At 31.1% G+C, this 14,966-nt stretch carries 12 protein-coding genes; 1 reads left to right on the top strand and 11 read right to left on the bottom strand.

Going from position 1 to position 14,966, the window contains the following annotated elements; genetic code table 11:
* Nucleotides 1-83: 83 nt before the first annotated feature.
* Nucleotides 84-1,214, bottom strand: a complete 1,131-nt coding sequence (locus tag LQ679_RS12200) for a saccharopine dehydrogenase NADP-binding domain-containing protein (protein ID WP_239763126.1) — start codon at nucleotides 1,212-1,214, stop codon at nucleotides 84-86.
* 162 nt (nucleotides 1,215-1,376) lie between these two features.
* On the opposite strand from LQ679_RS12200, the gene LQ679_RS12205 reads away from it, so the two are divergent.
* On the top strand, nucleotides 1,377-2,138 hold the full coding sequence (locus LQ679_RS12205; protein ID WP_204189191.1) for an IclR family transcriptional regulator: 762 nt from the start codon (nucleotides 1,377-1,379) through the stop codon (nucleotides 2,136-2,138).
* 59 nt (nucleotides 2,139-2,197) lie between these two features.
* Here LQ679_RS12205 and yhaM read toward each other — a convergent pair whose 3' ends face one another.
* The 10 genes from yhaM to LQ679_RS12255 all read right to left on the bottom strand — a co-directional run bounded on the left by yhaM (nucleotide 2,198) and on the right by LQ679_RS12255 (nucleotide 14,889).
* Nucleotides 2,198-3,139 (bottom strand): 3'-5' exoribonuclease YhaM, encoded by a 942-nt coding sequence (gene yhaM, locus LQ679_RS12210; RefSeq protein WP_025904814.1) that lies wholly within the window; start codon nucleotides 3,137-3,139, stop codon nucleotides 2,198-2,200.
* Nucleotides 3,136-6,069 carry an ATP-binding protein gene (locus tag LQ679_RS12215; RefSeq protein ID WP_239763129.1) on the bottom strand — a complete coding sequence of 978 codons (2,934 nt, stop codon included), beginning with the start codon at nucleotides 6,067-6,069 and terminating at the stop codon, nucleotides 3,136-3,138. Before LQ679_RS12215 ends, yhaM begins: the two co-directional genes overlap by 4 nt.
* Before the next feature lie 4 nt (nucleotides 6,070-6,073).
* Entirely contained in the window at nucleotides 6,074-7,258 is a 1,185-nt protein-coding gene (locus tag LQ679_RS12220) for a metallophosphoesterase family protein (RefSeq protein WP_025904812.1), read from the bottom strand.
* Between the two features lie 613 nt (nucleotides 7,259-7,871).
* Nucleotides 7,872-8,237: a YlbF/YmcA family competence regulator gene (locus LQ679_RS12225; RefSeq protein ID WP_025904811.1), complete on the bottom strand. Its 366-nt coding sequence runs from the start codon at nucleotides 8,235-8,237 to the stop codon at nucleotides 7,872-7,874.
* A 74-nt stretch (nucleotides 8,238-8,311) separates the two neighbouring features.
* On the bottom strand, nucleotides 8,312-9,442 hold the full coding sequence (locus LQ679_RS12230; protein WP_239763130.1) for a DUF445 domain-containing protein: 1,131 nt from the start codon (nucleotides 9,440-9,442) through the stop codon (nucleotides 8,312-8,314).
* Between the two features lie 75 nt (nucleotides 9,443-9,517).
* Nucleotides 9,518-9,976 carry an XRE family transcriptional regulator XdrA gene (xdrA, locus tag LQ679_RS12235; RefSeq protein WP_025904809.1) on the bottom strand — a complete coding sequence of 153 codons (459 nt, stop codon included), beginning with the start codon at nucleotides 9,974-9,976 and terminating at the stop codon, nucleotides 9,518-9,520.
* A 162-nt stretch (nucleotides 9,977-10,138) separates the two neighbouring features.
* Nucleotides 10,139-11,416: a dicarboxylate/amino acid:cation symporter gene (locus LQ679_RS12240; RefSeq protein ID WP_025904808.1), complete on the bottom strand. Its 1,278-nt coding sequence runs from the start codon at nucleotides 11,414-11,416 to the stop codon at nucleotides 10,139-10,141.
* 159 nt (nucleotides 11,417-11,575) lie between these two features.
* The gene (locus tag LQ679_RS12245; protein ID WP_037589723.1) at nucleotides 11,576-12,205 is read right to left on the bottom strand and encodes a response regulator; all 630 of its coding nucleotides are present in this window, start codon (nucleotides 12,203-12,205) and stop codon (nucleotides 11,576-11,578) included.
* A gap of 18 nt (nucleotides 12,206-12,223) precedes the next feature.
* Complete coding sequence (locus LQ679_RS12250) at nucleotides 12,224-13,333, bottom strand: GAF domain-containing sensor histidine kinase (protein WP_037589724.1); 1,110 nt, start codon at nucleotides 13,331-13,333, stop codon at nucleotides 12,224-12,226.
* 17 nt (nucleotides 13,334-13,350) lie between these two features.
* Nucleotides 13,351-14,889: a bifunctional GNAT family N-acetyltransferase/carbon-nitrogen hydrolase family protein gene (locus LQ679_RS12255; RefSeq protein ID WP_239763132.1), complete on the bottom strand. Its 1,539-nt coding sequence runs from the start codon at nucleotides 14,887-14,889 to the stop codon at nucleotides 13,351-13,353.
* Nucleotides 14,890-14,966 lie beyond the last annotated feature (77 nt).

The raw sequence follows: 14,966 nt of genomic DNA on the forward strand, positions 1-14,966 counted from the left end.
AAGAAACGTTAAACGTTACTTCATAGCTTTTTTTGATTATTCAATTCAAGTGCTTATCATATAAATATTATTACCTTAATAACCTACTCTAGTTTACCTTCCTTTTTCATCCTATTAAAATATTGTTTATATTTATCCATCATCTCTAATGCCACTTCATGACTTTCTTCAGGTTTGAATGATTTTCTATCAAAACCTATCATATCTTTTAAAATTTCATGTGCATAATCTGCAAAAATTACTGTTCCATCATCTTCAATTCGTTCAATACCATCCATTTTAGAAGATTCTTCATTTATCTTAATAGCTTCTAGTTCAGTAATTCCCTCTGGTAAGGCAAGTTCAGCTCCTTTGTTACTTAAAAGTATTGGATAACCACCAGGTAATCCTTTTGGTGATGGTGAATGAGTAAAAATAGGTGTTGGACTTAGTAATGCATACATATTCTTGATAGTAGAAATAGCGGATGTAGTTGTAAATTCTGTCCCTGGAGGGTACAGCTTTATTGAATCATATAATAGTTCATCTGTATCAAACTGATCAGTCACCTCCACATCATTCACAAGTATTTTCAAATAATACGGTCCTTTTTCATAACCTGCTTCACGTGGATATACCCACCATAAATGATGAGCAATGAGATAAACTTTAACAATATCCATTGATACTCCAAGCTTTCTAGAAATATTCAAACGTACAGCAGATTCAATTAATTCTACATTACCAATTCCTATAGTTGGAGCCAAACCTACTTTAGCAAGTACAGGGTTTGTTAAACATGATAAAGCTGTATTAATGACATGTGGTTTTTGACCAGATTGTTCGATACCAAGCATTAAATGATAAGCCAAACTAAGTTGGCATGGAAGCCATGCACCTAAAGTAGCTGAACTAATTCTTTGGTATTCCTTTTCAGGAAGTTGTCTAATTACATGCCAAGTTTGAAGTACTGCACAGTTAATAACAACATCTGGTTTATATTCTGATATTAATTTTGCAGTATGATTAATGTCGGTTAAATCTGCTTGTTCAAATGTAATTTTAGGATAATTCCTTGTAATTGCAGCTCCAATTAAAGCGTTGTTAATTATTTTCTCCGATATTTCTTTATTGAAATCACAAAAAACGAGTTCTGGACACTTTGGATCTCTCACAAGAAAATGAAGAATATGTGTACCTACTTCTCCCAGACCGAAAATCATAACTTTACTCATATAAATTCTCCTTTTTTACGGGACAATGTCCCGTTTTTTATTATATTACATAAAAGTAGATTGGATTTCAAGATAATAATCAAATTTTTCAGAAAATATACAATTGAATACTTTTTTATGTATAATTATCATTAATACTTATGACATAATAGAGGTGTATAAATGACTGAGAAAAACACAATTTCTTCAATTGAAAAAGCAGTTGATATTTTAGAAATTTTATCCCGTGAAAATAATAAGTCAATTAGAAGTTTAGGTGAAGATTTGGGAATAACCAAAAGTACATTACATAGAATTTTAAAAACACTAGAGATAAGAGGATTAGTACGGAAAGACTCGTCTACAGAGAAATATACATTAGGATATAAAATCCTAGAGTTAAGTACTCATTTATCTCTACAGAATGATTTAAGAAATATCGCATTAGAACATATGAAAAAGCTTGCTGATGCTACGAAAGAAACAGTACAATTAGCTGTTATTGATCATGAGAATATTTTAGTGATTGAAACAGTTGAAGGTTATGGACAATTACGTGTGTATGCAAAAGCCGGAGAAAAATACCCTATAACATACGGGAATTTTGGTAAAGTTTTTTTGTCAAAAGAAAATGATTTAGATAATATCTCTAAGTGGATAGAAAAATATCCATTACAACAATATGCCTCTAAATCAATAATGGATCAGAAGGAATATATAAAACATATTAAAGAGGTAAAGGAAAATAAAATATCAATTGGAATAGATGATCCTATTGAAGGTGCAATAAGTATAGCGGTTCCAATTGAAAATAAATGGGGAGATATAATAGCTGTTCTTGCAATTGCAGGAGTGAAAACTGAAGATAAGCTTAACAACTTGGATGAGCTAATGACTCAGGTAAAGCAATATGGGGTAAAGATAACACAAGAATTAGGGAAATAATATACTAAAATTAAAAAGCTATGAAGAAACGTTAAACGTTACTTCATAGCTTTTTTTGATTAATCTAAAGTTTCAGGTTTATAAAACTGTCTATTTTCTAAAGCAAATATGCGCTCTGTAAATTGACCTTTATCTACTTTTTTAAGATGTTTTTCAAACATCATCATTCTCGCATCAATATTATCAATAAAATGAAGAATTTCTGCTTCTTTAACCATAGGTAATTTTGGAGATCCATACTCTAATTTACCGTGGTGACTTAAAACTAAATGTCTCAATAAGAGGACTTCTTCCCCTTCTATATTGTGCTCTTTTGCAACTTGTGCAATTTCATCACTAACGATTGAAATATGGCCTAATAAGTTTCCTTCAACTGTGTATGATGTTGCGACAGGTCCTGATAACTCTTTAACTTTACCTAAGTCATGTAAGATAATACCACTATATAATAAACTTCTATTTAATATTGGATAAATATCACACAATGCCTTCGCTTGTCTTAACATTGTTACAACATGATAGCTTAAGCCAGAAACAAAATTATGATGATGTGAACTAGCTGCTGGGAAAGTAAAATACTCTTTTTGATATTTTTTAAGTAATATACGTGTAATTCTTTGTAATTTAGCATTTTCAATATCAAGTATATACGTCATAATTTCTTCTGACATATCGTCGATTGATAATGGTGCCGCTTCTAAAAAGTTTTCTAATTTCACATTATCTTCATCTACAGCCACTCTAAATTGATTAACTTTCATTTGTTTTCTTCCACGATAATCAATTACGTCACCTTTCACACGAATAATCGTTTCAGGTACGAGTAGTTGAATATCTTCATTTGTTACCGTCCATACTTTTGCTTCTATATCACCACTTTTATCTTTAAGATAAAGTGTCATATATGGTTTACCTTGAGCTGTAACACCTTGAGTTGCTCGATGTATCAAAAAGTAATGATCTACTGAGTCTCCTGGTTTCAATGTCTCTATAGTTCTCATTTGCTCTTAGCTCCTTCTATTTTTGTCAGCGTAATTGTTTGTTTCTGAGGTACATTTTGATCTTTATTACAAGTGAAATAAAGTATTTGAATATCATCTTTCATACTCATTAAATATTTAATCATAATTTCTTTACGATGTTTATCAAAATGCACAAATGCATCATCAACGATAATTGGGAATGGATAATATTTTTGTAATGATTTAATTAAACTAAATCTTAACGCGATATATAATAATTCTTTCGTTGATTGACTTAATTCAGTAGGATGGAATATTTGTCCATTTTCATGTCTCACTTGAACATTTTGTTCTTCATAAATAACTTGATTATATCTACCTTCTGTTAATGCTTTTAAGATATCTGTAGCATCTTTCACAACATAAGGTAGTCGCTTATCTTTAATTTGTTTAATATGTGCTTCGACTAAGTTTTGTAAATAACTTAATGCAGCCCAATCATTTGCAGTTTCATTCACTTTATCTTTAAGTAAATGGTATTCATGTCTTAAAGCTGAAAGTGTTTCATCCGTTTCCATATGATTGATTTGCGCATTTAAATCACTTAATTCTGCTTGAACATTTAAATAACGATCATTATATTCATCAACTTGACCTTCTAACTGAGTACGTTCATTTTCTAGGTCTGTTTTTGTCATATAACTTAGTTGTGTATTTTTATCGTAATCGTAATTTTGATTGTTCAATAAATCTGTTAAATAATTAAATCGTTTTAAATCCTCATGATAAGACACATAGGCTTTATGATGACGATAATACGCTTCTTCATTATATACACTAATAAAGTCAAATAATGATTGAATCACATTGTTATTTTCTTCTAAACGCGCGTTTAATGCATTTATTTCATTGGTTAATAATGCTTGTTGGTCGTTATTACGTGATTGAATATTAAATTCTTTTTGATGTTCGTCTAAAGCTTGTTTGACATCATGAAATAGTGAAATCTCTTGATAATGTAATCCAGCATGACTCACAATGCTATCCGCTTCTCTATAAAATGCTTCTAAAGCTGCTTGTTTCTCATCTCTTATTTTAGTAATGCGTGTAATTTCTAATCTATTTTGTTTAATTTTTCTAATTGTCGACAATGCATCATTTAATAATTGTGATGATATTTGATTAGATACATGTAAACTTACTTTAGTTTCTTTAAGTGCTCTTTCTTTAGTCTCAATAATTTCTTCTACTTGTTCAAGTTCTTTATTCAATTCACTTTGCTTAGTAGATAAAATCTCTTGAGACTGATAATAACTTTCTAATTCTTGTCTAATTTTCGTTTGTTCATCAAGATTAAAGTCTAAATCATAAAATTGCTTTAAGTGTTGAACTTTCTCTTCTAATTCATCTATTTCTTTAGAAAATGCTTGATCATGATTTAACTCTTTAGATTTAATCATAAAGGCTAATCCAACTAATACGACACCTACAACAGCAAATATAGCACTAAATACGATTTGTGATGCGATAAACGCGTAAATGGCAATTGCGATTAATAATATGCCACCAATACCAGAAGCAAGTCTATATTGCTTACTTCTCTTTTCACTTTCTTCTTTTTGCTTATTAAAGCTTTCTTCCATTTTTTTGTATAGTGATTTCTTTTCGCCAAGCTCTAGTGCTTTTTGATTATATACTTTCTTTTGTTCATAGTTTTCATCGGATACGAGATCATTATGCAATTTATCAACATTGTTAGTGTAACGCTCTTGTTCAATTGATAATTGGTTGAGCGAACGTTTAATTTGTTCGCGTTCTGCAACATTTTCTTCTCTAATGCGATTAACTTCAGCTATATGTGTCTTCATCGCGTCTGACGTATCAACATCTAAAAATTCTTCATTCCAACCGATATCTTGTCTAAGTAATTCATTATCACGTTCAGCATTATCGATTTGCTGGTTTAATTGTTTTAATTCTTGATGTTTCTCTTTAATATCAGATTCTCTTTGTCTAATACTATTGAGCGCTTTTTCATCTCGTTCAGACATAACTTTAACATTTTCTAAAGTATGTACGACTTGTCCAAGCTTTTCATTTCTTAACGTTAAATCACGTTTAATACTTTCATTTGAACGTACAGCTGATTCATAGCGCTCTATCCCTTGTTCAGGAAATTCATATGGTTCTATATTTAAATTACTTTCTAACTTCTTCCATTCAACCACTTCGTTATGTAGTGAAATTTCTTTTTCTTTACTCGTTAACCTATCAGTAAGTTTGCCGAGATTCTCTTTTAATTGATTTAATCTACGAGATGTTTTATCGCGTTCATCTTGAAGTCTTTCATATTCCGAAAGTTTCTTTTCTTCGTTTTTGATCTTAATTTCTAAATCATTCAACTGCTCTAATTGAACATTTAGCACTGGATTTTTACCATTCTTCTTGTATAATGCATCTTTCTCAACTTGCATTAAATCGCTCATACCTGTGAACTCAGTTGAACCTAGTGCACCTGCTTGAAGTAAATACATTTGAAGTTGGTCTTCAGTTAAGTTCTTATGAATATCTTGTAATCCTAATACATTAAAAGAGAAAATACCTTGATAAGTTCGTTTATTAATGAAATTCAACTTTTGTTTCAGCCATTCTTCATCTTTAACTTTACCATTAGAAAGATATACTTTAACGTCACCTGTTACGCGACCTTTAACTCTTTCTACTTCAACAATTTGACCATCGAAGTCTAACACTAACTTACCGCCGTATTGGTTCCCAAGTCTTGGTTCTAATCTTGGTTCATTTTCTTTTTTAGTTGGAAAGCCAAATAATATAGAATGAATAAACGCTTGTATTGTTGATTTCCCTGCTTCATTCTCACCGTATATTTGCATAAAACTTTGATCAAATTTTATTTTTCTAGACATGAGTTGGCCATAGCCATAAATTTCTAAAGATTTAATTTTCATCGCTTTAACCTCTCATTCTTCTTTTTAAAATTGCTTCCCCACGTTCAATAAGTGCTTGTTTATCAACATCACTAAATGGTTCTAAAAATCGATTTGCTTTTGGATTCATGTACAAATCACTGAGTGCTTCTTCAAGAATGTTCTCATCTTGTAAAATATCATCATTGAACTCATTCGCTAATGCAACTTCAGAATCTTGATCAAAGAATACATTCAACTGTTCAACGAAGATAAAGTTCGTTTGATTCTCTTCATACTCTTGAATCAATTGTATAACTTGGTTAATTTCATCTTGTTTTAAAATTTCATCATGCTTAACATAAACATCTAATTGATAAAAAGCCTTACCTTCAGTTCTCACGCTATCTTTGAATTTTTGTATCGCTTCGTATAATGCATGCTTACCTTTAGCTTGAGTTTCAATGACTGCTTTTTCAAACCTTATATATTGAGTTGGTTTGAATGATGCTTGTAATTTAGATTCATCACCTTCAACGAGTAAATAACCCTTTTCACCTTTTTCTTTAAAATGACGGGCTTGTATATTACCAGGATAATGGACTTGAGATAACTCACTAATCATTGCTCTTTCGTGAATATGCCCCAATGCCCAGTAATGATATAATTTGCTATTTAAATCTTCAATATTGAATTCAGTATATCTTTGCTTCACACCTGAAGCTTGTGAGTATGTACCATGTAACACACCAATATGTATCCCTTTGTTACCTGTAGATTCAGGATATTCATCAATTTTATTCTCATAACTTTGATCTTTTTGATAACTAAAACCATGTAAATAAACAACTTGCCCATTTTTCGTAATAAGTTGATAAGTAGAAACTTTATCAGAGAAGACTGTTACATTCTCTGGCCAAACTGTATGGACACCGACTGATAAAGGATCGTGGTTACCATGTATAATATAAACAAAAATTTGTTCATCTTGTAGTCTAAGAAATTGCTCTCTTAAAAACACTTCCGCACGCAAAGTTCTATTATTTTGATCAAATAAATCCCCTGCAATGACGATGAAGTCAACTTGCTCTTTAATTGCGTCATCAACAATTTTTCTAAAACTATTATATGCACTTTGTTTTACATCGCTTAAAATAGAAGGGCTTAAATAATGTCTAGACTTAAATGGACTATCAAGGTGTAAATCCGCACAATGTATAAATTTAATCATATACCTAACCTCTTTCAATATTAGCTCATTTCTTAATTATTATATTCAAGCTCAACCAATAGAATAATCAGATTTATAAAGATTTTTAATGCTTTAATTTTACCATATTCCGCGCGTATACGATACATCGCACATATAAGATTAAACAACAAAAAAGCGACATATGAATTGTTAATTTGGGAGATTGTAATGGATTCGTTATGAACACTTTCGGCTAAACTTGTTCGTAACGGGGCTCTTGTGAACACTTTCGTCCAAACTTGTTCATAACTGGGGCCTTATGAACACTTTCGTCCAAACTTGTTCATAACGGGGGTCTTGTGAACACTTTCGTCCAAACTTGTTCATAACAGGGCTCTTAATTACAAAACTCGGCCGAAGTGTTACTAACGCACTCTTTATTTGCACTTCTTACCAAAACTGCTAATAACGCCCCCACTATTTGCACTTCTCATCAAAACTGCTAATAACGCCCCCACTATTTGCACTTCTCATCAAAACTGCTAATAACACCTCCACTTATAAACATTCCCCACTCTATATAATCCGTCATAAAAATTTCCACAAAAAAAGCCGACAAAATCGAATGACTTTGTCGACTCATAAAAGTTAATTAACCTTGGTTTTCTTCAAGGCTACCGTAGATATCTTCTAATGGTTTCATTATAACACGGTTTAAATCTTGAATTAATTGACTCATTGCTTGTTCAGCTTGCATTAATTCAGCGATTGTTTCGTTTTGTTCAATTTCTTGTGCAGATTTTTGAGCTCTAGCAATATCTACTTCTGAAATTTCTTCGCCTTGCATTTGTTTAGTTTGTAATTCTAATTGAATTTCACGGAATTCATCGAATAATTTTTTTGTTTCTGGGTTTGCATTAACTTTTTCATATTGTTCTTTAATTTTGTTATATTCTTCACTTGCACGTAAAGTTTGTTCTAGTTCATTCGCTTTGTCGTAAATGTTTACTTCTGCCATAATTAATTCGCTCCTATAATAAATAAATGTATTAGAAAATCAATTCCAATAATACTGTATCATAATTCTAAGTCTTATACAAAAATAGCGATTATTCCTTGTAATAATCCAATAATTCCACCTAATACAAAGCCTAATAATGTAATTAATTTTAATTCTTTATTAGAGATTTCTATGACTAATTTTTCTAAATAAGATAATTCAAATCGGTCAATTTGATCTTTAATCAATTCTGCTAATTTCATTCTTTCTAAAATTAAGCTTATATTATCGCCAACTTTACCAATCATATAGTCAATAAATCTTTCTGTTCCTCTTCCTTCCATATATACAAATAAGTTTGGAACGAGTTCATCTAAAGGTGTATTTAAATATTTATTAACATTAATAGATTCTGTAATCTCTGTTGCGAATAACGTTTTGGCTTTTTCTTTTCTTTCGTCTGTTAAAACTTCTTGTAAAGGTTTAGCCATCCATTTGTCGTATTGATTATGCACTTGTAGATCAATCATATTTTTGATTTTTTCTTGTTTAATGACATTTCTAAGTTCTTTTTTAACTCTATATACGATGTCTTCCGTTGTCATAAACATTTGAATCATGCCAACCATTCTACCTTTTTGTTCAAAAAATTCTTCAACCATTGAATGAATATCTTGTTCGCCTTTTTCAGAAACTAAATATTCATCAATTTTTGATAAAATTTCTGGTGTTACACGATTCAGTTGAATGTTTAATTGTTCAAGTATTTCTTCTGGAATGAGTGATTTAATGTCGTCATTCTTATGAGAAGCATAATATTGATCAATCTTTTCTTTAATAGTAGATTTAATCGTTTCACTTAATTTCTCTTCTAGTGGATAATCAATTCGATCCACAAAGTTTTGAATCGTATATTTTTTCTCTTTCAAAGTATTAAATTGAACTTTAATCGTGTCTTCAAGTACTTTCTTCGTACTTGGATTCACAAGTTTTTCTTTAAATACTTCAGGCGTTAAGAGATGTTTAGTAACCATCTCACCTACTTTTTCTGATAATTCATTTCTTCTTTTTGGTATTAAGCCTGGCGTGAACGGTAATTTATATCCGAACCATCTAATTTCATGATATGGATGAAATAACATTTTAATTGCGATAAAGTTTGTAAATCCACCTATTAACGCACCAATTACCATCATACTAAATACGGTTATAATTGTTGTCATGGAAATTCTCCTTCTAAAAAAGCTACTTCTTTAGAATAATCCAAGAAGTAGCTTTTAACAAATATTATACAAATTTTAAACAAATAATGATTGCGTTTTACGTAAGAAATAAGTTTCTGCTTCACGTTTTTTCGCAGTACCGAAGATTGGTTGACGTTCTTCGTTTAATACTCTGTAAAGATCTGATTTTTTATTAGATTGTAAAATATAGCCAGATTTAGCATCAAGTGTTACCCAGTAAATATCGCTAGTATTGTCATGGTTTGGATATGCACAATGATGACGAGATATGATTTGAATAACTTCTAATGGGTCACAACCAAAAGTAGTATTTAAAACATCTGAATCTCTGAATAATGCACAAATTGATACACATGTCGTCCAGTTAGGTAATACTCTCTCTTTTTCAATTTGCACTAAAGTTTTCTTAGATAATCCTACTGTGTTCGCCATAGTATCTTGAGTGTATCCAGCCTCAATACGAACCATTTTGAATTTTGTTTGGATTATTGTTGTAAATGTTTGTTTATCCATCTATATCTACCTTTCTTTTTAATATTTATATTAATTGATTTAATATGTTGCAAAAATACACGATTTTTTCAAGCACAAGTAACATCATAATACATTTTTAACCAAATTAAAAGAGGTAAATTGAATTTAATATCAATTTACCCCTTTAATACACTAAATTGTTTATTCTTTTACAAATTTTGACTTTTCTCTTTCAGATAAAATTAGTGCACATGCAGCATCTCCAGTAATATTTACAGAAGTTCTTGTCATATCTAACAATCTATCTATACCTAAAATAATACCTATTGCTGCGGGGTCTAATCCGACTGAAGTCAGTACCATTGCTAACATTACAAGGCCAACACCAGGAACACCTGCAGTACCGATTGAAGCAATAACGGCAACAACAACAACAGTTACCATTTGCATAATTGTTAAATCGATACCTGATACTTGAGCTATAAATATCGTTGCGACACCTTGCATAATAGCTGTACCATCCATATTTATCGTAGCACCTAAAGGCTGTACGAATGAACTAATTTCTTTTCTCACACCCATTTCTTTAGTACATTCCAAAGAGATAGGTAATGTTGCATTTGAACTTGATGAACTAAAGCCAACTGTCATAGCTGGGAAGAACTTTTTGAAGAACCAGAAAGGATTCTTACCTGCTAATAATTTAACAGCCCCACCATAGATCACAAAGAAGTGCACTGCTAAGGCTAATAATACAACAAAGAAGTACATACCAAGTTGTTTAATTGCGCCAAATCCTGCGTTTGTAAAAGCTGTTGCAACTAGTCCAAATGTACCAATTGGTGCGAAGTAATTCATAATCATCGTAACGATATACATGAGTATATCATTGGTCTGCTCGAAGACTTTTTTCACCGCTTCAACCTTACTACCAAGTGCAATCATTCCTACACCAATAAAGATTGCAAATGTAATAATTGGTAACATATCTTGTTCCACCATAGATTTCATTGGATTTTGTGGGAACAAATTAATCAATGTTTGATCAAATGTTTGATTTTCTGGTGCAGCTTGATCTGATGATTTAGCTTTTTGTTCAGCACCATATTTTTTAACATCATCACTATTTAATAAATCTGATTGACCAACACCTGGTTTAAATACTAAAGCAAGTAACATTGCGATAGTAATCGCAATTGCCGTAGTACATAAGAAGAATGTAACGGTTTTTAATCCTATACCACCTAGTAATTTTGGATCACCTACGCCAATAACCCCTAATACAATTGAAACAAATACGACTGGTACTACAAGCATGAATATGAGGTTAAGGAATATTTGACCAATTACATTAAATACGTATTGATTTGTACCTTGAACGAAACCCGTTCCGGCAAACATATTAAAAATAGAACCAACTGTTATACCTAGTACTAAAGCGATAACAATTTTTAAAGTTAAGTTTTTCCTGACTTTCATATTAAACTACCCCCTATAAAGTAAGTAAAATCATTTCTCCCATGTAACATATTATACTTTAAGGGCTTTCATTTTGTAAATTTATTTTTGTAATTTTACATAAAAACGAGTAAGTATTGAATATGACAATACTTACTCGTAAAAATATTATATCTGTAATTAAATTAATAATTGGTGTTCCATTGCATAAACGGCAGCTTGTGTTCTGTCTGATACTTTTAATTTATTTAGTATATGACTGACATGTGTTTTGATCGTTTTTTCAGATACAAATAGTGTTTCTGCAATTTCTTTATTGGTTTTACCTTTCACCAATTCTGCTAATACTTCAAGTTCTCTTTTGGATAATTTATTTTCTCTATGTGGTTTCCGTTCACTTTCAGAAATAACAGACTGTACTTTTGGATGAATTTTCTTCTCACCATTTAATACAGATCTAATTGTTTGAATAAGCGAATCAGGTTCTACATCTTTAATTTCATAACCATCTGCGCCTTTATCAATCGCTGATATGACATGTTCTTCATCATAAAAGCTTGTTAAGACTAATATCTTAATGTTTGGGTATTTCTTCTTCATGATACTTGTGATTTCAATGCCATTCATATCAGGCATAACTAAATCTAAAAGAACGATATCTGGTGATTCATGTTGTTCTAAGTATTCTAGCAATAACACACCACTTGAGAAATCAGCTTGTATATTGAAATCTGGAACAGTATCTAGTAAGAAACTTAATCCTTGTCGCACAATATGATGGTCATCTACTAAGATTATATTATAACTCATGTGTGATACTCCTAACATTTAAAGTGGAATAGAAATCACAATTTCTGTTCCTTCATTCAATTTTGATTTGATATCTACATGTCCCTTCATACCTTGAACACGTTGTTTAATATTTCTCAAACCGTGAGATAGCTTGTTGTCTAAATCTTGGCTTTCAAATCCTTTACCGTTATCTACAATTTTAAATTTAAACGTCTTTTTATTTTGTTCTAGAAATATTTTCGCACTATTTACACCTGAGTGTTTATGGATATTATTTAATGATTCTTGAATAATGCGATAAACATTCTCTTCAATTGTATTTGGCAAATCAATAAGTCCTTCAACTTCGAATTCAGGTTCAATATGAATTAACTGGCTATATTGTTTAATAGCTGAAATTAAACCTTGTTCCAATCCTATCGGTTTCAGTTGCCATATTAGTGCTCTCATTTCATTGACAGCACTTTGACTCGTTTCTTCAATTGTTTGAAAAGCTTTTTTAGCCGCTTCTTGGTCATCAAGACTTTTCGCTGCGTGTGCAGTGATTTTTAAAGAAAATAACATTTGATTAACAGAATCATGTAAATCTCTCGCTAACCTATTTCTTTCATTTATACGAGCTGCCTCTTTTTCTTGATCCGTTAATAATATACGTTTAATCGCAGAGCCGATTTGAAATGCTACAGACTCTAGCAATTCTAAATCTTCTTCTGAATATCGCTTCGTATTTGGTGTCGCAATATTAAGCAGTCCAAACTGTTCATTACCAGAACGAAGTGGCACAGTTGCATGATGTGTAATGCCATCCGTCTTGTCATGATGTTCTTTAGTTGCTTTTACAATTCTTGAACAAGTAATAATATTTGAAGCTTTCGTCAGTTTTTTATTTTGATATGCTGTTACACACCAACACGTACCTTCTGTCATGTATTGGCAACTATTATGTGTTAAAGCGGGCGGTAACGCTTCTTCTGCAACAAGTTCATGTTTACCTTCTTCATCAATAAAAAATATCCAACCTGTATGAAAGTTACTGCCGCTTACTAATTTTTTAAGTGCGCCATGCATCATACTATACATTTCAGTCTCTTCATTTAAAAATTCTGCAATTTCTTTTAAAAGGCTTGTACGCGTCGGTTTTTCCATATCAATCACCTTTATTATTATTGATTATACGTAATATTATATACGTCATGTCGTCTATCTCTAAGATGTCTAACAGTTCCGTTTTCTCTACCTCTTCTTAATACTTCTAAGTCAACTTCGCCGATAGCAACCATTTCTAAATTCTCACCTGTTTCACTCACAATACCATCACGAGCAAAACCATAGTCTGATGGAGAATATATTGCTGAAGCACTATATTGGATATCCATATTCTCAGTTTGTGGCAAGTTACCGCATGTTCCTGAAGTTACTGTGTAAACTTGGTTTTCTATAGCGCGTGCCATACAACAATATTTTACACGTAAATAACTTTGTCTATCTTCTGTTGAGAATGGTGTAAATATAATTTTGGCACCTTTTTCCATTGCGATTCTAGCCATTTCAGGAAATTCACTATCGTAACAAATTTGAATCGCAATTTTACCACAATCAGTATCGAATACTTCAACGCCATTACCAGGTGATACACCCCACCATTTTCTTTCATTTGGTGTTACATGGATTTTATATTGTTTTTCGATAGAGCCATCTCGTCTAAATAAATATGAAATATTATAAATATCTTCACCTTCTTCAACGAAATGAGAACCACCAATAATGTTGATGTTATATTTCATCGCAAACTGATTGAACATCTCAATATATTGTGATGTGTAAGTAGTTAATTTTCTAATAGATTCTGCTGGATTACTTTGTTCATCAAAGCTCATTAATTGCGTCGTCAACAATTCTGGAAAGACGATAAAATCACTATCCGCATCGTATGCAACGTCAATAAAGTATTCAATTTGGTTTGCAAACTCTTCAAATGAATTAATTTTACGCATCATATAGTTTACTGTACATATTCTTACAGGTTCACTTGTTTTAAAATGAACATTACTTCTTGCTATGTAATCAGGATTATTCCATTCCATCAAAGTAGCAAATTTCATACTTTTAACATCATCATTTAAATAATTTGGATTAATACGCATTAACGTAAAATCATTCATCAATTGAAATGTTAATACTGGATCTTTAATACGATGTTTAATAACACCTTGTACGTATTCACGTGGTGTTAATTCATCACTATATTGATGATAGTTTGGAATTCTACCGCCTATAATGATACTCTTTAAATTTAATTCATAAGCAATTTCTCTACGAGCTTCATACAGTCTTGCGCCAACTTTCATCCCTCTATAATCAGGATGAACCATAACTTCAATACCATATAAATTGTGACCGTGATCATTATGGTTTGTAATATAACCATTATTCGTAATACTATCCCAAGTATGTTTATCATCATATTCATCAAAATTGATGATAAGAGAAGAACATGAACCTATAATTTCACCTTCAAATTCTACAACAATTTGTCCTCTCGGAAACATTCTTAAGTGACTTTCAAGATGACCTCTTTCCCACGGTTCCATCCCTGGAAAACATTTAGACTGTAATTCAATAACTTCATCAATATCATCAAAAGTCATCTGTCTAGTATTAATACTAACGTTAAATTCATTATTATCGATTGATTTTGACATGAAACATACTCCTTATCTCTTTTTCTTGTTATAATAATTATAACTTATTTTTTGTTATAATATAATTTTTCCCGATT

It is taken from the genome of Mammaliicoccus sp. I-M35 (genome assembly GCF_022386455.1).
In the GTDB taxonomy this organism is placed as follows: Bacteria; Bacillota; Bacilli; order Staphylococcales; family Staphylococcaceae; genus Mammaliicoccus; species Mammaliicoccus sciuri_A.

Excerpts from the sequence above, each read along its gene's own strand:
- LQ679_RS12200 (WP_239763126.1), bottom strand. The coding sequence starts at position 1,214 with ATGAGTAAAGTTATGATTTTCGGTCTGGGAGAAGTAGGTACACATATT.
- LQ679_RS12205 (WP_204189191.1), top strand. The coding sequence starts at position 1,377 with ATGACTGAGAAAAACACAATTTCTTCAATTGAAAAAGCAGTTGATATT.
- yhaM (WP_025904814.1), bottom strand. The coding sequence starts at position 3,139 with ATGAGAACTATAGAGACATTGAAACCAGGAGACTCAGTAGATCATTAC.
- LQ679_RS12215 (WP_239763129.1), bottom strand. The coding sequence starts at position 6,069 with ATGAAAATTAAATCTTTAGAAATTTATGGCTATGGCCAACTCATGTCT.
- LQ679_RS12220 (WP_025904812.1), bottom strand. The coding sequence starts at position 7,258 with ATGATTAAATTTATACATTGTGCGGATTTACACCTTGATAGTCCATTT.
- LQ679_RS12225 (WP_025904811.1), bottom strand. The coding sequence starts at position 8,237 with ATGGCAGAAGTAAACATTTACGACAAAGCGAATGAACTAGAACAAACT.
- LQ679_RS12230 (WP_239763130.1), bottom strand. The coding sequence starts at position 9,442 with ATGACAACAATTATAACCGTATTTAGTATGATGGTAATTGGTGCGTTA.
- xdrA (WP_025904809.1), bottom strand. The coding sequence starts at position 9,976 with ATGGATAAACAAACATTTACAACAATAATCCAAACAAAATTCAAAATG.
- LQ679_RS12240 (WP_025904808.1), bottom strand. The coding sequence starts at position 11,416 with ATGAAAGTCAGGAAAAACTTAACTTTAAAAATTGTTATCGCTTTAGTA.
- LQ679_RS12245 (WP_037589723.1), bottom strand. The coding sequence starts at position 12,205 with ATGAGTTATAATATAATCTTAGTAGATGACCATCATATTGTGCGACAA.
- LQ679_RS12250 (WP_037589724.1), bottom strand. The coding sequence starts at position 13,333 with ATGGAAAAACCGACGCGTACAAGCCTTTTAAAAGAAATTGCAGAATTT.
- LQ679_RS12255 (WP_239763132.1), bottom strand. The coding sequence starts at position 14,889 with ATGTCAAAATCAATCGATAATAATGAATTTAACGTTAGTATTAATACT.